At 66.2% G+C, this 18,133-nt stretch carries 13 protein-coding genes and 1 rRNA gene; 6 read left to right on the top strand and 8 right to left on the bottom strand.

What is annotated here, in order from left to right; translation table 11 throughout:
• A 16S ribosomal RNA gene (locus tag Amac_RS48250) occupies nucleotides 1-259 on the bottom strand; the annotation flags it as partial.
• A gap of 628 nt (nucleotides 260-887) precedes the next feature.
• Here Amac_RS48250 and Amac_RS48245 point away from each other — a divergent pair.
• The gene (locus Amac_RS48245) at nucleotides 888-2,942 is read left to right on the top strand and encodes a S9 family peptidase (protein ID WP_155361169.1); all 2,055 of its coding nucleotides are present in this window, start codon (nucleotides 888-890) and stop codon (nucleotides 2,940-2,942) included.
• Complete coding sequence (gene mgrA / locus Amac_RS48240; protein ID WP_155361168.1) at nucleotides 2,939-3,964, top strand: L-glyceraldehyde 3-phosphate reductase; 1,026 nt, start codon at nucleotides 2,939-2,941, stop codon at nucleotides 3,962-3,964. The genes Amac_RS48245 and mgrA overlap by 4 nt, the downstream gene beginning before the upstream one ends.
• Nucleotides 3,965-4,143: 179 nt before the next feature.
• Here the strand turns inward: mgrA and Amac_RS48235 are convergent, their stop codons facing one another.
• Entirely contained in the window at nucleotides 4,144-6,549 is a 2,406-nt protein-coding gene (locus tag Amac_RS48235; RefSeq protein WP_246269178.1) for a lysylphosphatidylglycerol synthase transmembrane domain-containing protein, read from the bottom strand.
• Nucleotides 6,550-6,823: 274 nt separating this feature from the next.
• Between Amac_RS48235 and Amac_RS48230 the strand changes: the two genes are divergently transcribed.
• Both Amac_RS48230 and Amac_RS48225 read left to right on the top strand, forming a co-directional pair.
• Nucleotides 6,824-8,305, top strand: a complete 1,482-nt coding sequence (locus Amac_RS48230; protein WP_170323032.1) for a M28 family metallopeptidase — start codon at nucleotides 6,824-6,826, stop codon at nucleotides 8,303-8,305.
• Between the two features lie 36 nt (nucleotides 8,306-8,341).
• A complete protein-coding gene (locus Amac_RS48225; RefSeq protein WP_155361166.1) occupies nucleotides 8,342-10,381 on the top strand; it encodes a molybdopterin-containing oxidoreductase family protein in 2,040 nt (679 codons plus the stop codon).
• Nucleotides 10,382-10,419: 38 nt separating this feature from the next.
• Here Amac_RS48225 and Amac_RS48220 read toward each other — a convergent pair whose 3' ends face one another.
• Nucleotides 10,420-10,890 (bottom strand): GNAT family N-acetyltransferase, encoded by a 471-nt coding sequence (locus Amac_RS48220; RefSeq protein WP_246269177.1) that lies wholly within the window; start codon nucleotides 10,888-10,890, stop codon nucleotides 10,420-10,422.
• Nucleotides 10,891-11,101: 211 nt separating this feature from the next.
• Here Amac_RS48220 and Amac_RS48215 point away from each other — a divergent pair, with 211 nt between their 5' ends.
• The gene (locus tag Amac_RS48215; RefSeq protein ID WP_155361165.1) at nucleotides 11,102-11,551 is read left to right on the top strand and encodes a hypothetical protein; all 450 of its coding nucleotides are present in this window, start codon (nucleotides 11,102-11,104) and stop codon (nucleotides 11,549-11,551) included.
• Between the two features lie 34 nt (nucleotides 11,552-11,585).
• Here Amac_RS48215 and Amac_RS48210 read toward each other — a convergent pair whose 3' ends face one another.
• Both Amac_RS48210 and Amac_RS48205 read right to left on the bottom strand, forming a co-directional pair.
• The gene (locus Amac_RS48210) at nucleotides 11,586-11,954 is read right to left on the bottom strand and encodes a VOC family protein (protein WP_155361164.1); all 369 of its coding nucleotides are present in this window, start codon (nucleotides 11,952-11,954) and stop codon (nucleotides 11,586-11,588) included.
• Between the two features lie 109 nt (nucleotides 11,955-12,063).
• Nucleotides 12,064-12,834 (bottom strand): class I SAM-dependent methyltransferase, encoded by a 771-nt coding sequence (locus Amac_RS48205; protein WP_246269176.1) that lies wholly within the window; start codon nucleotides 12,832-12,834, stop codon nucleotides 12,064-12,066.
• A 97-nt stretch (nucleotides 12,835-12,931) separates the two neighbouring features.
• Here Amac_RS48205 and Amac_RS48200 point away from each other — a divergent pair, with 97 nt between their 5' ends.
• On the top strand, nucleotides 12,932-14,743 hold the full coding sequence (locus Amac_RS48200) for an acyl-CoA dehydrogenase (RefSeq protein WP_155361163.1): 1,812 nt from the start codon (nucleotides 12,932-12,934) through the stop codon (nucleotides 14,741-14,743).
• A gap of 48 nt (nucleotides 14,744-14,791) precedes the next feature.
• Here Amac_RS48200 and Amac_RS48195 read toward each other — a convergent pair whose 3' ends face one another.
• The 3 genes from Amac_RS48195 to purQ are packed head-to-tail and all read right to left on the bottom strand — an operon-like array spanning nucleotide 14,792 to nucleotide 18,023.
• A complete protein-coding gene (locus Amac_RS48195) occupies nucleotides 14,792-15,085 on the bottom strand; it encodes a Dabb family protein (protein WP_155361162.1) in 294 nt (97 codons plus the stop codon).
• Between the two features lie 17 nt (nucleotides 15,086-15,102).
• Complete coding sequence (purL, locus tag Amac_RS48190) at nucleotides 15,103-17,352, bottom strand: phosphoribosylformylglycinamidine synthase subunit PurL (protein ID WP_155361161.1); 2,250 nt, start codon at nucleotides 17,350-17,352, stop codon at nucleotides 15,103-15,105.
• A complete protein-coding gene (gene purQ / locus Amac_RS48185; RefSeq protein WP_155361171.1) occupies nucleotides 17,349-18,023 on the bottom strand; it encodes a phosphoribosylformylglycinamidine synthase subunit PurQ in 675 nt (224 codons plus the stop codon). Before purQ ends, purL begins: the two co-directional genes overlap by 4 nt.
• Nucleotides 18,024-18,133: the final 110 nt, after the last annotated feature.

The following is an 18,133-nucleotide window of genomic DNA, read 5'->3' as shown; positions in this document are numbered from 1 at the left end:
CCACTACCCCACCAACAAGCTGATAGGCCGCGAGCCCATCCCCAACCGAAAAAACTTTCCACACACAGACGATGCCATCGTGTGTCATATCCGGTATTAGACCCGGTTTCCCAGGCTTATCCCAGAGTCAGGGGCAGGTTACTCACGTGTTACTCACCCGTTCGCCGCTCGAGTACCCCGAAGGGCCTTTCCGCTCGACTTGCATGTGTTAAGCACGCCGCCAGCGTTCGTCCTGAGCCAGGATCAAACTCTCCAAAAAATGCTTGAAAAGAAGATCTCCAGCTGAAACATAATGTTCAACCAAAGGAATCCGTCAAATAGACGGGGTTGTGCATCATGCACTGGCTTTTAGCACACTGTTGAGTTCTCAAGAAACGCACACGAACATCCAGCCTTCGAATCGAAGGATTCTCAACCGGAGGTGTCGTTTCACGCTGTGTCACGATCTTCGCAAGCTTCCTGATCTCTGTCAAATCAACCGACTTGACACTGACCTGATCATCTTGCGGGACTTCAGACCGCCCCGAATCCGGGGCAACCCCTCTAACTTACCAGCCCGAATCGACTCTTGCGAACCGATCTTCCGAACCGCCATGTTTCGAGGGATCGTCGTGATCGATCCGGCACACCAACAACCGCCACCGAAGTGAGAGGGATTGGATTGCGCCGGGCGACCCCGACAACAAAACATTAGCAGCCTCCACGAGTGCGGCAGCACGAACAACGCCGGGAAGACGCCGGACGACCCCGGGGCGACGACCCCGGACGCCCCCGGGACGACGCCATGAGCGGTGGGATCTCCAGGGCTCTGTCCACAGCGATGGGAGTTATCCACAGGCGGCACGGAGTCGCCGTGCCGGCAGATCCGCCAGACATAGAGTGTCCGGGTGAGCAGCGACATGCCCCCAGCGGCGAAGAGGGTTCCGGCCGAGCGCACACATCACGGCGACACCGTGATCGACGAATACGCCTGGCTCATCAAGAAGGACGATCCGGACACGGTCGCCTACCTGGAGGCGGAGAACGCCTACACCAACGCAGCCACCGCGCATCTGAAGCCCCTTCAGGATTCCATCTTCCAGGAGATCAAGGGCCGGACTCTGGAAACCGACCTCAGCGTGCCGACGCGCAAGGGGGCCTGGTGGTATTACTCGCGCACCGAGGAAGGCAAGCAATACGGCATTCAATGCCGTGTGGCGGCCGACGGCGACGATCCACCGGTGTTGACGCCCGGGGAGCCGTTGCCTGGGGAGCAGATCCTGCTCGATGGCAACGAGTTGGCCGGGGACAGCCCGTTCTTCGCGATCGGCACCAGCTCGGTGAGCCCCGATGGCACGATGCTCGCCTACTCCACTGATTTCTCCGGGGATGAAAGGTTCACGCTCAGGTTCAAGAGCCTGAGCACCGGCGAAGTGCTCAGCGACGAGATTCCTGGAATCTTCTACGGCGGCGCCTGGGCGGGTGACGGGTCAGCGTTCTTCTACACGATGGTCGACGAGGCTTGGCGGCCCAATCGGGTGTTCCGCCACACGCTGGGGTCAGCAGATCCGGATCCCGTGGTCTTCCAGGAGGACGACGAGCGCTTCTGGATCGGCATCGGACTCTCGCGAAGCGAGCGTTTCCTGATCCTCGGCGCACACAGCAAGATCACCAGCGAGGTTCGGTTCCTGGACGCGAATAACCCGCTGGGCGAGTTCACCGTGATCCGCCCCCGGGAGACCGGTGTCGAGTATCACGTCGACCACCAGAACGACCGGTTCCTCGTGCTGCACAACCAGGGCGCCGCGAACTTCGAACTGGCCAGCGCCCCGGTTGAGGATCCCGCGGTCTGGACTGCCGTGATCCCGCATCGTGAGGACACCCGGCTGCTGGATGTGGACGCCTTCCAGTCGCACCTGGTCGTGCACTTCCGCCGGGATGGGCTCACAGGCCTGCGGATCCTGCCCGAAGGCGCGGCGCCTTACGAGATCGAGTTTCCGGAACCGCTGTATGACGTCGCGCCTTCGGGGAACTCGGAGTTCGTCACGTCGCGACTTCGGCTTGGCTACACCTCGATGGTCACCCCGCCCTCGGTGTATGACTTCGACCTGCCGAGTCACACGCTCATTCTGTTGAAGCGGCGGCCGGTGCTCGGCGGTTACGACCCGGCGGACTACGAGCAGTTCCGTGAGTGGGCCACGGCCGACGATGGCACGAGAATCCCGATCTCGCTCGTCATCAGGAAGGGCACGCCGCGGCCCGCGCCCACGCTTCTGTACGGCTACGGGAGCTACGAGAACTCGATCGATCCGTACTTCTCGGTCGCCCGGCTGTCACTGCTGGATCGGGGATTCGCGTTCGCGGTCGCGCATGTGCGCGGTGGCGGGGAGATGGGCCGGCACTGGTATGAGGACGGCAAGCTCAACCGGAAGAAGAACACCTTCACCGACTTCGTGGCCGTCGCGCGGCATCTGAAGGGCGAATGGTCGGGTCCGATCATCGCGCGGGGCGGGTCGGCGGGCGGGCTGCTGATGGGTGCGGTGGCTAATCTGGCGCCCGAGGAGTTCACGGCGATCGTGGCCGAGGTTCCGTTCGTGGACGCGTTGAACACGATCCTGGATCCGTCGCTGCCGCTGACTGTGATCGAATGGGACGAGTGGGGCGATCCCCTGCACAATGCGGACGTGTACGCGTACATGAAGTCGTACTCGCCGTATGAGAATGTCCGCGATGACGTCTACCCCCCGATCCTTGCGATCACGTCGTTCAACGACACTCGAGTCTTCTACCACGAGCCCGCCAAGTGGATCGCGCGTCTGCGTGCGGTAGCGCAGGGAGGGCCGTTCCTCTTGAAGACCGAGATGGGCGCCGGGCACGGGGGACGTAGTGGCCGCTACGACGCCTGGCACGAGGAAGCGTTCACGCTCTCCTGGATCCTCGACCGAGTTGGAGTATCGAAATGACCTATGTTGCCGCTGGCGACCGCTACGGGCCCATGCCGTACCACCGGACTGGGCGGAGTGGTCTCAAGCTGCCCGCCGTCTCGCTGGGGCTCTGGCACAACTTCGGCGACGACAAACCGCTCGACAGCCAGCGCGCGATCCTGCGCCGGGCGTTCGACCGTGGCGTGACCCATTTCGACCTTGCCAACAACTACGGGCCTCCGTACGGATCGGCGGAGACGAACTTCGGGCGGATCTTCGCTGAGGACTTCCGGCCGTATCGGGATGAGCTTGTGCTTTCCACGAAGGCGGGCTGGGACATGTGGCCCGGGCCGTATGGGGAGTTCGGGTCGCGGAAGTATCTGCTGGCCAGCCTGGACCAGTCGCTGGCGCGGATGGGCGTGGACTACGTCGACATCTTCTACAGCCACCGGTTCGATCCTGAGACGCCGCTTGAGGAGACGATGGGGGCGTTGGATTACGCGGTGCGTTCGGGGAAGGCGCTCTATGCGGGTATTTCGTCTTACTCGCCGGAGCGTACGGCGGAGGCCGCCCGGATCCTGCGGGAGATGGGCACGCCACTGCTGATCCACCAGCCGTCGTATTCGATGCTCAACCGGTGGATCGAGGGTGGTCTGCTGGACACGCTGGAGGCGGAGGGTGTCGGTTGCATCGCGTTCTCGCCGTTGGCGCAGGGCATGCTGACCGATCGGTACCTCAACGGTATTCCGGAGGGGTCGCGGGCGTCGCAGGGCAAGTCGCTCGACCCGGGTCTGCTGACCGATGAGTCGCTTCGGCATGTCCGCACCCTGAACGAGATCGCCAAGCAGCGTGGCCAGACGCTCGCCCAGATGGCGCTGGCCTGGGCCCTTCGCGACAAGCGGGTGACCTCGGTGCTGATCGGCGCGAGCAGCGTCCGACAACTCGACGACAGCCTCTCCGCGGTCGAGCGACTCGACTTCAGCGCCGAGGAACTCGACGCCATCGACAAGGACGCCGTCGAAGCCGGCATCGACCTCTGGCGCGGCTCCAGCACCAGCTGATGAACCCAGCTGGTCGAAGCCGACACCGGCCTCTGGCGCTGCTCCAGATGAGGAGCCCAGTTGGTGGAGGCGAGCAATTCACCTCTGGCGCGGCTCGAGCACTAGTTGAAGCCGGTTGATCGTCTTCGGCTGGTTGTTTCGGCCCGGTGAAGCACGCTCTTCATTGGGCCGAAGTGGGGTTACAGGGCGTTGTGGCGCTGGAGGTAGGTGAAGGAGGCCCAGCCGGGGAGGACGGGGAGCCAGAAGGTCATCAGGCGGAAGAGGAGGACGGCGGAGGTGGCGACGGTGGGGGGAAGGCCGGCGACGGTGAGGCCGATGGAGAGGGCTCCTTCTACTGCGCCCAGGCCGCCGGGGGTGGGGGCCGCGGAGCCGATGGCGTTGCCGGCCAGGAAGACGACGGCGACGGCGGCGAAGCTGACTTCGCCGCCGAAGGCGCGGACGCAGGCGCTGAGGCAGGCGATGAACATCAGGGAGAGCAGGAGCGTGCCGCTGAGGGCTTCCACGATCTTGCGGGGGGACTGCAGCACGTCCAGCAGGCGGGGAATGACGCCGGAGAACAGGGACCTGATTCGGGTGGTGAGCATCCGGCGGAGGGGGCGGACGGCCAGGATGACGACCATGATGACGGCGAGGCCGAGCAGGACGACCAGGACGCCCCGGGATGGGGTCAGGGACGGCGCGGCCTGGGTTCCGGTCAGATAGCCGAAGAACAGCAGTAGCAGGATGTGGGAGATCAGGCCGACCAGCTGGGAGGCGCCCACGCTGGCCACCGCCGGACCCGGTGGGACGCCACGTTTCTGCAGGTAACGGGTGTTGATCGCGACGCCGCCGACAGCCGCGGGCGCGACCAGCTTGACGAAGGAGCCGGCGAGTTGGGCGAGCACCGTCTGGCCGAGGGGCAGCTGCTCTGGCACGAACCCCCGCAGCATCGCGGCGGCCGCCACGTAGCTGCCCACGGCGGCGACCAGAGCGACTCCGCCCCAGGCCCAGTTCGCGCTGGTCACGACCGTGACCAGGTTGACCTGGCTGAGCTGGGACAGCAGAAAGTAGGCGGCGAGGGCGCTGGCGATGATCGTGACGAGGGTCCGGGGGCGGAAACGTTCGAGGCGGACCTCTTCGACCTCGGCCTGCGGCTTCAGCGCCACGATGTGGTCGCGGATGGCGGGCAGCAGATCCTTGTCCTTGCGCGTGGCCGCTCGGGTGGCGCGAGCGAGGGCGATTCGCTGCAGCAGGGGCATCGCGGAGGCGAGCATGTCCGCGCCGAGCACGGCCGTCGCCGATTTGACCGAACGCTCGGGGCCGACGCGCAGGGCCAGGTAGGCCAGGAGTTGCGCGATGTCGAGGCGGAGCAGCAGGTCGCCGGCGGCGATCTCGCCGCTGCGCGCGTCCACCAGGACGATCCGGCCGTCGGCGCCGACGTGGATGCTCTCCCCGGTCAGGTGGCGGTGCGCCAGGCGGTGGGCGTGCAGGAGCCGTACCTGCTCCCAGGTCTGGGCCAGGAGTTCGTCGTCGATCTCGTCGTCGCCGAGGTCGGCGAGCGGGCGGCTGTCCAGGTGTTCGTACGCGAGGAGGGCCGCTTCGGTGCCGACCTCGCTGGTGCCCAGGAGGCGGGGAAGGCTGGCGCCGGCGGCCTGCGCCGCGTAGGCCATGAGGGCTTCGCGTTCGAGTTCGGCGCGGAGGGAGCGGATGGCCCGGCGGCGGGTTTCGGTGTTCAGGCGGAGGCGTCGCCACAGGCGGTACATGACGCCGGCCACTTGGCGGTCGCGGTCGAGCACGGTGACGTCGAGGCGGCTCTGGTTGGCCAGGCCGACCACGTAACGGCGGCTGCCGGAGGTGTCGTCGTCGATGCGGCGGGCGCTTACCGGGCCGAAGCCGAGCCGGCGCAGGGCGGCGACGACCGCGCTGCCCGGGGGGCGGGTGTTGGCGCTGCCGATGCCGTACAGGGTGGCGTAGCCGACGGCGAGGCCGACGAGGTAGGTGACGATCGCGCCGAGTGCGGTGACTTTGGTGGCGGTGAACAGGGCGAACAGGTCGAGGGCGAGGGCCATCCAGAGCAGGGCGCGCCATTGCGGGCGGCGGGACATGCGGACGGCGGTGGCGTACGCGATGGCGGGGGTGAGGACGGTGTTGAGGGGTTCGACGTCGCGGCCGCCGGTGAGCAGCTGGTTGAGGTCGGCAGGGCCAGCGGCGATGAGCCATTCGTCCACCGCGTACGACAGCAGGAGGGCCAGGATGGCGGCGATCAAGCCTTGGGCGATGCGCATGCCGTCGCGGTGGAAGACCCGTTCGACGGCGAATGCGACGGGGACCGCGAGGACGGCGATGCCGCCGAGCAGGCCCGCGACCGAGGACAGGAACGCGGGAGCGCGACCTGTTCCGGCGGCGACGTCGTTTTCAAGGCCGTTGAGGGTGCTTTGCGCTACCAGGGCCAGCAGGACGACGGCGACCAGGGCGAGCAGGGTGAGGAGGAAGCGGATGGCATCCGAAGGGCGGCGGATGCGCTGGGGCAGCAAGGGCTCGACGACGAGGACGACTCCGTGATCCGGAGCCCCCACCGATTCGTCCTTCTCCTTGATGCCCCTCACCACCGTGATTCTCTGCGATCTTTATTACTAGTGTCCACAATCGAAGTCATGTGCATCGGCCCTCGTCGGTGAGGTGGCCCTGGTGTCCACTGCTTACCACTCTATGGAGCGGGCGCGGTAAGTGATCAGGCGAGAGAAGATCACCTCGTTCCGCCACTGAGTGACGACTCGCCGCTGTCGAGGCGGGCGCCGGACGGGGTCGCCCGGCATAGTTGATCAGTTGTTGTTGATCACCACATCGGAGGTCGCGCTCGCGTGACCTCGGAGGATGTATATGCGCCTGCTCTTCACCGCCGTTCTGTCCCTGGGTCTTCATGCCATGAATCCCGCTATCAGCGCAGCGAATGCCGCGCCGGGAGGAAGCCCTGGTTCTGAGTTGGCCGATGCCGTGTCTAGGAGCAATCTCGTCCGCCATCTCCGGGTATTTCAGGACATCGCGGATCGGAATGGGGGTAATCGAGCGGCTGGAACGTCTGGGTTTGACGAATCCGCCGAATACGTACAAAGCCAGTTGACAGCCGCCGGTTATCAGGTCGTCTCCGATCCCTTCGAGTTCATGTATTTCAAAGAACTGGCCCCTGCCCAACTAAAGCTGACCGTCAAATACCCCGCCAACCCCCTCTCATCACCCTTCAATCGCCACTCGGCCGCACGCAAGGGCACGGGGCCAGGCACCGCGTCGGACCCGAACGGAAGCCCGGCGACGGGCATGGAACCGGAGCCAGGGTCGGCGATCAAGGTGACCACGCTGCGGTTTTCGGGGTCGGGGCGGGTGAGAGGGCCTGTTCGGGATGCGGGGACTGGCTGCAGGGCTAGGGGTTTTGCGGCTTTTCAGGCGGGTGAGGTGGCGAAGGTCGTTCGTGGAATTTGCACGATTGATCTGAAGGTCAAGCATGCGGTGGCCGCCGGCGCGGTCGGAGTGGTGATCGTTAACGATCGTGAGGGCGACCTGCGAGGAGGGCTCACTGGGCCGCGGGCTCACGTACCGGTGGTTGGTGTCCGCAAGCAGGATGGCGATCTGCGGGGGTACGCCGAGATTGTCACCTCGACGCTGAGCGAGCGCCGGGTGACCCGGAACCTCATCGTGCAGACCCCGCAGGGCCGTACCGATGAAGTGATCATGGTGGGGGCGCATCTGGATTCCGTGCAGGAAGGGCCGGGGATCAACGACAACGGGTCCGGCAGTGCGGCTGTGCTGGAATTGGCGCTGCGGATGCGGCAGTTTCGGCCGGATCGGGCCGTGCGGTTTGTCTGGTGGGGAGCGGAAGAGCTGGGTTTGCTGGGGTCCAAGCACTATGTAGGAAGTCTGCCCCAGCAGGAACGCGAAAATATCGGGCTATATCTGAATCTGGATATGATCGCGTCTCCTAACAGTATTTATGGAATTTTCGATGGGGACGACTCCGATCGCGTCGGAGAAGGGCCGGGGCCGCGCGGCTCGGACGACATCGAACGGACCTTCCAGGCGTTCTATGACAGTCGCGGTCTGCCGCATACCGGGGTGGATTTCACCGGCCGATCGGACTACGGTCCCTTCATCGAGGCGGGGATCCCCGCCGGAGGCGTGTTCACCGGGGCCGACGCGCAGAAGACCGCGGAGCAGGCAGCCCAGTTCGGCGGCGTCCCCGGCAAACCGCTCGATCCCTGCTACCACCTGGCCTGCGACACGATCAAGAACATCCACCTGGTCGCGCTCGACGTGAACGCCGACGCCATCGCCCACGCCGTGGCCGCGTACGCGTTCCAGGACCGGTGATGAAATTGGGATTGCGCGCGCTCGTACAGTTGACCCATGGAGCTGCGGGTTTTGGGGGCGTGTCCTCTTGATTGTCCTGACACGTGTTCGTGGGTGGTGACCGTACAGGACGGGGAGGCGGTCGAGCTCAGGGGTAACCGTGATCATCCGTTCACGCGGGGGTCGCTGTGTGTGAAGGTCAATCGGTATCTGGAGCACACCAAGGCCGCGGATCGCATCCTTTACCCCATGAAACGGGTCGGTCCCAAGGGATCCGGGCAGTTCGAGCGGATCTCTTGGGACGAGGCGCTGGCCACGTGCGCCGCTCGGCTGACCGAGATCATCGATGAGCACGGCGGGGAAGCCATCTGGCCGTATCAGGGGACGGGGACGCTCGGGTACATCCAGGGCGAGACCGGAGAAGCCGGGCGGCGGTTCTGGAATGTGCTGGGTGCGTCTCAGCACGATCTGAACATCTGCTCCCGAGCAGGACGAGACGGACTTCGCTTCACGAACGGGACCGCAGCCGGGATGGACCCGGAGACGTTTGCGCTGTCCCGGTTGATCCTGCTCTGGGGTACGAACACGCTGACCAGTGGGCATCATTTGTGGAAGTTCATCCAGGATGCCCGCGCCGCCGGGGCACATGTGGTCGCCATCGACCCGATCCGCACCCGGACGGCGGAACAGGCCGACGAGCACCTGCCCATCCGTCCGGGCACCGATGGCGCGCTCGCCCTCGGCCTGCTCCATGTCGTGCTGGAGGAGGGCGCGGAAGATCGCGACTACCTGGAGAACCACACCCTCGGCTGGGATGAATTCAAGGCAGAAATCCTGAAATATCCGCCTAGTCGGGTGGCTGAGCTCACCGGGTTGCCCGAAGCCGACATCCGTTCTCTTGGCGTACGGCTTGCGCATACCCGCCCAACCGGCATCCGCGCCACGATGGGCCTGCAACGCCACAGAGGCGGCGGCTCCGCAATGCGCCTGATCGCCTGCATTCCGGGCGTCACAGGCGATTGGCGCTATCCGGGCGGCGGCGTCGCGTACTCCACCTCCCCGTACGTGCCCCTCGCCGTCGACCCCCGCGAGGACCTGCTTCCCAGACCGGTACGCACCCTCACCATGACCCGCCTAGCCGATGAGCTGGACGAATCGGTCAAATGCCTGTGGGTGTACGCGGCGAACCCGATGGGCTCCACGCCTGACCAGAACCGCATCCGGCAGCGGCTGCTCCGCGAGGACCTGTTCACCGTGGTGATGGAACAGTTCCCCACCGACACCGTCGATTACGCCGATATCGTGCTCCCCGCCACCATGCAGACCGAGCACATCGATCTTCATTCCGGCTACGGTCACATGTATCTGCTGTGGAACGAGCCCGCCGTCGAGCCCCCGGGCGAGTGCCTGTCCACCACGGAGACCTTCCGCCGCCTGGCCCGCACGATGGGCCTGACCGAGCCCTCCCTGTACGACTCCGACCTCGAACTGGCCGAACAGCTGCTTTCCAGAACTTCCGCCATCAATCTGGACCAGATCCGCAAGGACGGCTGGGCCCGGTTCGATGTGGCCACCCCCTTCGTCCCGTTCACCGAGGGTTTCCCCACCCCGAGCGGCAGGCTCGAATTCACCTCCGACAAAGCCGCGGCGGCGGGCCACTCCCGGGTCGCCACCTACGTGCCATCCCGGACGGCCAGCGAGCCCTCCACCCGGCTCACGCTGATCACCCCCGCCTCCCACACCTTCCTCAACACGATCTTCGCCAACAACCCGGAGCTCCTCCGCCGCTCAAAGGACCCGACCGTCCTGGTCAACCCCGGTGACGCCGCCACCCGCGGCCTGACCACCGGCCAGCCGGCCCGAGTCTTCAACGCCCACGGCGAACTCACCGCGAAAGTTGAAATAACCGACAAGGTCCGCCCGGGGGTCGCGGCCATCACGAAGGGCCGCTGGCTCAAGCTCTCCCCCGACGGCGCCAACCCCAACGCCCTCATCGAGGAGGCCGACGCCGACATGGCCAAAGGCCCGCTCTATCACGACAACTGGGTAGAAATCGCACCCGCGAACTCCATCACGACAGCCGCGCACGACAGCTGAAGCCTGACAAATCGCGCCGCTGAAGCTCCACAAACCCGTTACGACAGTTGGAGCTTGAACCCTTCGTGTGAGGCGGTGAAGCCCAGCGCACCGTAGAAGCGGTGGGCTTCCGTGCGGCGTTTGTCGCTGGTCAGCTGGACCAGGGCGCAACCTCGGAGCTTGGCCCGATCGATCGACCAGGCCACCATGGCGCGACCGATGCCCTGATTTCGGTACGGCTCCGCGACGCGAACCGCCTCGATCTGGGCGCGTTCACCGCCGTTCCTGGAGAGACCAGGGATGAAGGTCAGCTGGAAGGTGCCGACGACCTCGCCGTCGATCTCCGCAACGACGAGTTCGTTGTTCGGGTCGGCGTCGATGGCGTCGAAGGCCGCCCAGTGCCCCGGCCCGATGTCCGGAGCAACGCCGCGTGAGCGCGCAATCGCATCGTCATTGAGCAAACCGACAACAAGCGGCACGTCTTCGCGGCGCGCGGGACGGAAAGTTAGGGCGGTCATGCGGAACAGCATGCCCGAACAAGAACCGGTCGGCTCCCGGGACGAGGCGTCCCCTCCAGGACGGACTTGCGAAACAACATGCCCGAACAAGAACCGATCAGCTCCCGGGGTAAGGCGTCCCCTTCCAGGACGATCCTGCGAAACAGCACGCCCGAGCCGGGTCAGGGGCCGCTCAGGGACTTCCCCGATGTGAAGAAAGCAGCCGAGAAGGCACGCTGAAGATATGAACGAACTCACACGACGCGATGAAATGTCGCTGGCGGGGGCCGCGCTCCGCGGGGCTCCGTGGAAGGCCGCGGCCGTGACGGGAGGCGCCGTCGCGACGACCAGCCTGCTGCTGGGGCTGGTCACCGGATCGGCCGACCTGAGCTGGGCGCTCTGCGTGGGTATCACCCTCTTCTCGCTGGTGGCGGGAATCGGCGCGATCTCCAAGCCGGACGTCGGCGACCGGGTCACCCAGCAGGCACGACGCTGGTCACTGCGGCACCCCTGGCGTTTCGCCCTGTACCCTGCCGCCGGTTCAGCGATCTTGATGTACCCGGTCCAGCTCATCCTCGACCGCGAGGGCGTCTTCGGGGCAGCCTGGGACGCGGCCTGCGGCGGCGCCATGATCTACCTGATCACGGCCCTGCTCACCCTCTCGATGCGCAGCCGCGCCAAGAAGAGCAACTAAGCCGAAGAAGACCCGTTAAGCCCAGTAAGACCCGTCAGATGAACGACCCGGAACGTTCGGCTTCGCTGCGGCAGACGCAGAACTCGTTGCCTTCCGGGTCGAGCAGGGTCACCCAGCCGGGCCCTTCCGGCTGACGGTGGTCCTCGTGGATCGTGGCCCCCAGCTTGAGCAACCGCTCGACCTCCTCATCCCGGGTACGCCCGTCATTGTTGGCCACGTCCAGATGCGTACGATTCTTGACGGTCTTGCCCTCCGGCACCTTGATGAACAGCACGTGCGGCGGACCCTGCGGGCTCTCCAGCAGGACCTCGTCGTCTTCCGGCGCCGAGTCCACGATCGGCCAGCCGATCGCCGCACTCCACCATTCGGCCAGCTCGTACGGCCTGGCACAGTCAATCGTCACGGTATGAATCTCCATCATGCGCCCACCCAAGCGCACCACCGGAAATAGCGTCAAATGGGTTATCCGGCACCAAATGACACCCTTGACCAAGCCAGAGACGACCCCCTGGCTAGTCCACGTCCCACCACATCGTCACGTACGTCTGGCGAGGCACCGGCCACTCGGCCACCTCGATGACTTCCGGAGCCCGGCCCGGATGGAGGCACAAGCGACGGCAGGCCGCGTCGGCCATCTCCTCGCGGGTTTCGTAGTGGGCGTCAGGGGCGAGGTGGGTTTCCTGGCGGATGTCGTACCCAAGAGAGCGGGCGATTCCGGCGAGGTCCTCGGATGTGGGGCGAGTGGGGCGTACCAGGCCGTGGAAGTGGGCCCAAAGCGGGTTGAGCCAGCTGGTCGGGTGGAGTTCGGGGAGCTCGAGGACGACGCGGTTGCGGGCGTGCACGGTCAGTTCGGTGAGGAACGGCACGATATCGGGGACGTTGAAGACAACATGTGAACAAATCACCACGTCAGTGACTTCGGTCTCGTCTGCCACGTCTGGCCAGCGGCCGAGGATCGTGGTCGCCTCCGGGGATCGGCGGGCGAGTTCGGCGAGCATGCCGGGATTCTCATCGACCGCGACCAGCCTCGCCGGGCGCAGCCGCAGGCTCGCGGCGCCGGTGCCCGCCCCCACATCGAGCACGCTGCCGCCCGGGGGCAACGCCTCGCGGGAGCGCTCGTAGGTCGGACCCTGCGGCTCGGCCACCAGCCGGTCGGTTCGTTTCGCGAACCGTTCGACCCGGTGTGTCCACGGATCTACCGGAGCTTGGGCCAGGATCCGCGGCGGAATCCCCCATGACTCCAGCTCCGCCTTCCACCGTTTTGCCAGCTCATCCGTCTCCATAACGCAAGATAATCATGCTTAGTGGGTGTTACTGGCGGGTAGCATTCCAGTAGAGTTACTCACCGGTAGGCGAGACCCCCAGCCGTAGGAGTTCGTTATGGGCCACTACAAGAGCAACGTCCGAGATCTGGAGTTCAACCTCTTCGAGGTCTTCGGGCGTAAGGAGATCCTTGGTAAGGGCCCCTTCGCCGACATCGACGAAGAGACCGCCCGGAGCATCCTTGACGAAGTCAACCGGCTGGCCGTGGGGCCGATCGCGGCGTCATTTGAGGACAGTGACCGGCATCCGCCGGTGTTCGACCCCGCCACGCACAGCGTGACGATGCCGGAGAGCTTCAAGAAGTCCTACGACGCCTGGATGGACGCCGAATGGTGGCGGATGGAGCTCCCGGAGGCGCTTGGCGGCACGCCCGCGCCGCGGAGCCTCCAGTGGGCGGCCGGCGAGCTGATCATGGGCGCCAACCCGGCCGTGTGGATGTTCGGCTGCGGCCCCTCGTTCGCGCGGCTGCTCCACCTGCTCGGCACCGAGGAGCAGAAACGGTTCGCCGAGCTGGCGGTGGAACGGCGCTGGGGAGCCACGATGGTCCTCACCGAACCCGACGCGGGATCCGATGTCGGCGCAGGCCGTACAAAAGCCACAAAGCAGGCCGACGGGACCTGGCACCTTGAAGGGGTCAAGCGGTTCATCACCAGCGCCGAGCATGACCTGGCGGAGAACATCTTCCACCTGGTGCTGGCCCGGCCGGAGGGCCATGGCCCGGGCACGAAGGGCCTGTCGCTGTTCCTGGTGCCCAAGTTCCTGGTCGATCTGGAGACCGGCGAACTGGGCGAGCGCAACGGCGTCTACGTCACCAACGTCGAGAAGAAGATGGGCCTGAAGGTCTCCACGACCTGCGAGCTCACCTTCGGCGAGCGGCACCCGGCCATCGGCTACCTGGTGGGGGACGTGCACGAGGGCATCAAGCAGATGTTCCTGGTGATCGAGAACGCCCGGATGATGGTCGGCACGAAGGCCATCGCCACCCTCTCCACCGGCTACCTGAACGCCCTCGACTACGCCAAGAACCGGATCCAGGGCGCCGATCTCACCCAGATGACAGACAAGACCGCGCCACGGGTGCCGGTCATCGCTCATCCCGATGTACGGCGTGAGCTCATGCTCCAGAAGTCGTACGCCGAGGGCATGCGCGCCCTGGTGCTCTACACCGCCACCTTCCAGGACACGATCCAGCTGAACCCGCAGGACCGCCAGGCGGAGGAGATGAACGACCTGCTGCTCCCGATCGTCAAGGGTGTCGGCTCCGAGCGCTCCTACGAACTGCTCACGCGTTCGCTCCAGACGCTGGGCGGATCCGGCTTCCTGCAGGACTACCCGATCGAGCAGTACATCAGGGACGCCAAGATCGACTCCCTGTATGAGGGCACGACCGCGATCCAGGGCCTGGACCTGTTCTTCCGGAAGGTGCTGCGGAACCAGGGTGCCGCGCTCGGGTCGCTGATGGCCGATATCAAGGCGTTCGCCGGGTCGCAGGCGGGGAACGGGCGACTGAAGGTCGAGCGGGCGCTGCTGGACCAGGCCGCCGACGACGTCAAGGCGATGGCGGACACGATGGCCGGCTGGGCGATCAGCTCGCTGGAGACGCCGAAGGAGGTCTACAAGGTGGGCCTCAACACCACCCGCTTCCTGATGGGGCTCGGCGACCTGATTCTCGGCTGGCTGCTGCTGCGTCAGGCTGAGGTCGCGCTCAACGCGCTCGGCGATTCGGACCGGGATCGGGACTTCTACACCGGGAAGGTGGCTTCCGCGACGTTCTTCGCGACGACCGTGCTGCCTAAGCTGGCCGCCGAGCGGCAGGTGCTGATGTCCACCGGCCAGGAGCTGATGGAGCTTCCGGTAGCGGCCTTTTAGAACCGGGAAGACCGCCGCTCCGATCGGAGCGGCGGTCTTCTCATGACGTCAGAGTTGGTGTTGCACCGCGGCGCGGGTGGCCAGGATCGGCTTGAGGTAATCCGTGATCACGGCCAGGTGGGCGGGATGGTCCCGGTAGACGAGGTATCCGTCCACGTCGTCGAAGTCGGCGACGACCGCGAGGTCATGGTTGCCCTCGTTGACGCCCGCGTCCACGCCGATCTCGTAGTGCCGGATCTCCGGGATGGCTCCCGGGAGTTTGGCCAGCTGGGCGGCGGCGTCCGCCTTCTGCTCCGCGGTGGCGTCCGCGGTCCAGGCCAGCAGCACGATGTGCCGGAACATGTGTCTCCTATCAGGACTTATCCGAGGATTGCGGGCAGGGTGGCTTCGTGGGTCTCCCGCAGCGTGGCGACCGGGATCTCGAAGGCGTTCTCGACGACGAGCGACGTGCCGCCGGTGACGCCCAGACCGTAGCAGGGCACCTCGTTCCTGGCGCACAGCTCGGCCAGCGCGGCGAAATGCTGGGGTTTGACGCACACCAGCGCCCGCGCGGCCGACTCGCTGAACAGATCGACGAACGTGTCCTCACCGGGCAGCGAAATCGTCGCCCCGATGCCCTTGGGCAGGCACGCCTCGGCCAGGGCGATGGCCAGGCCGCCGTCGGACAGATCATGCGAACCCGCCAGCAATCCCCGCGTGGCCGCCGTGGTGAGCACGGTCGCCAGGGCACGTTCCTGCTCCAGCCGTACCCGCGGCGGGAGCCCGCCCAGATGGCCGTGCACCACATGCGCCCACTCCGAGCCGCCGAACTCGTCGGCGGTATCCCCGAGCAGGACCACGCGCAGCCCTTCGGCGGTGAACCCGGACGGCACCCGCCGGGCCACGTCCTCGATCACGCCGAGCACGCCCACGACCGGCGTCGGATGGATCGCCGCCGCGCCCGTCTGGTTGTAGAAGGAGACGTTTCCGCCGGTCACCGGCACGCCGAGGGTCTTGCAGGCGTCCGCGAGCCCGCGCACGGCCTCGGCGAACTGCCACATCACCTCGGGATCCTCGGGCGAGCCGAAGTTGAGGCAGTTCGTCACCGCCAGCGGGGTCGCCCCGGTCACGGCCACATTCCGGTACGCCTCGGCCAGCGCCAGCTGCGCCCCCGCGTACGGATCGAGCTTGGCGTAACGACCGTTTCCATCGGTGGCGAGCGCGATGCCGCGGGTTGTCTCGCTGGCTCCGGGCATCGACTCGGAGATGCGCAGCACGCCCGCGTCCGAGGGTTGGGCGAGGACGGTGTTGCCGCGGACATACCGGTCGTACTGGGAGGTCACCCACTCGCGGGAGGCGAGGTTCGCGGAGCCGAGCAGCTGGAGCAGGGTGGCGCGCAGGTCGGCCGGGCGTTCCAGCTCGACGTGGGTGTTGAGGGCGGCCTGGCCAGCGGGCTCGTGGAAGGGCCGCTGGTAGACCGGACCCTCGTCGGCGGCGGTTCCCGGGGGGATGTCGACGATGACCTCGCCGTCCCAGGTCATCACCAGACGTCCGGAATCGGTGACCTCGCCGATGACGGTGGCGGGCACGTCCCACTTCTCGCAGATGGCCATAAAGGCGGGAATGTCGTCTGGGGTGACGACGGCCATCATGCGTTCCTGCGACTCGCTCATCAGGATCTCCTCCGGCCGCAGCGTCGGATCGCGCAGCGGGACGAGATTGAGGTCCACGGCCATGCCGCCGGTGCCCTTGGCGGCCAGCTCGGTGGTCGCGCACGACACCCCGGCCGCGCCGAGATCCTGGATCCCGACGACCACGTCGGCCTGGTAGAGCTCCAGGCAGCATTCGATCAGCAGCTTCTCCATGAACGGATCCCCGACCTGTACGGCCGGCCGCTTGGCGTGGGATTCGTCCTCGAATGTCGCCGACGCGAGCACCGAGGCGCCGCCGATGCCGTCCGCGCCGGTCCGCGCGCCGAACAGCACGACCTTGTTGCCCGGGCCCGGTGCGGTGGCCAGCTTGATCTGGTCTTTCCTCAGCAGACCGACGCAGAGCGCGTTGACCAGCGGGTTTCCGATGTAGCAGGGGTCGAACACGACCTCGCCGCCGATGTTTGGCAGACCCAGGCAATTGCCGTAGTGACTGATGCCCTCCACCACGCCCGGCAGCACCCGGCGGGTGTCCGGCTGGTCGAGCCCGCCGAACCGGAGCGAGTCCATGACCGCGATCGGGCGGGCGCCCATCGACATGATGTCGCGGACGATGCCCCCGACGCCGGTGGCGGCACCCTGATGGGGTTCGACATAGGACGGGTGATTATGCGACTCGATCTTGAACGTGGCGGCCCAGCCGTCGCCGATGTCGACGACCCCCGCGTTCTCCCCCATGCCCACCAGCAGCGCCTCCGAGGCCGGGGCCTTGGTGGCGAACTGCCGCAAATGCACCTTCGATGACTTGTACGAGCAGTGCTCGCTCCACATCACCGAATAAATCGCCAACTCCGACCCCGTCGGACGCCGGCCGAGGATCTCCTTGACCCGCTGGTACTCGTCCTCTTTCATGCCGAGCTCGGCGTACGGCATGTGCTCGTCGGGAGACTGGGATGCGCGCTTGACGCTGTCCACGGTCATGCGGTCACCAGCTTCCTGAGGATGGAGGCGAAAAAGCCCCGGCCGTCCACGCTCGGTGCGCCCGTCAGTTCCTCGACGGCGTGCTCGGGATGCGGCATCAGGCCGACGACGTTTCCGGCTTCGTTGCAGATTCCGGCTATGTCGTTGAGCGAACCGTTCGGGTTGCCGCCGATATAACGGAAGACCACCCGTCCGTCGCGCTCCAGTTCGGCCAGGGTGGCTTCGTCGGCGACATAGCGCCCCTCGCCGTGCTTGATCGGGAGCAGGATCTCCTGGCCTTCGGTGAACTGCCCGGTCCATGCGGTGGTGTTGTTCTCGACCCGGATGCCCTGGTCGCGGCACAGGTAGTGGAGCCCGGCGTTCCTGGTCAGCGCGCCTGGCAGCAGGTGCGCCTCGCAGAGGATCTGGAAGCCGTTGCAGGTGCCGAGCACGGGCAGCCCCGCCTTCGCGGCCGGGATCAACTCCTCCATCAGCGGAGCGAATCGCGAAATCGCCCCGCATCTGAGGTAATCCCCGTAGGAGAACCCGCCCGGCAGGAAGACCGCGTCCACCCCCTTGAGGTCATGGTCCGCATGCCACAACGGCACAGCCTCGGCTCCGGCCAGCCGTACGGCTCGCGCCGCATCCTGATCGTCGAGTGTCCCGGGAAAGGTGACGACGCCCACCCGCATCACTTAGGGCCCTCCCAACGCACACGCAGCAGCCACCGACTCCGGTGGTCGGCAGTCTTCGGCGGTACGCCTCAGGCTATCGGACGCTCACCGAGCTCAACGCCCAGGGC

The sequence above is a fragment of the Acrocarpospora macrocephala genome, from assembly GCF_009687865.1.
GTDB lineage: Bacteria > Actinomycetota > Actinomycetes > Streptosporangiales > Streptosporangiaceae > Acrocarpospora > Acrocarpospora macrocephala.
The sequence above is the reverse complement of the archived record's forward strand: the minus strand, read 5'-3'. Positions and strand labels throughout refer to the sequence as shown.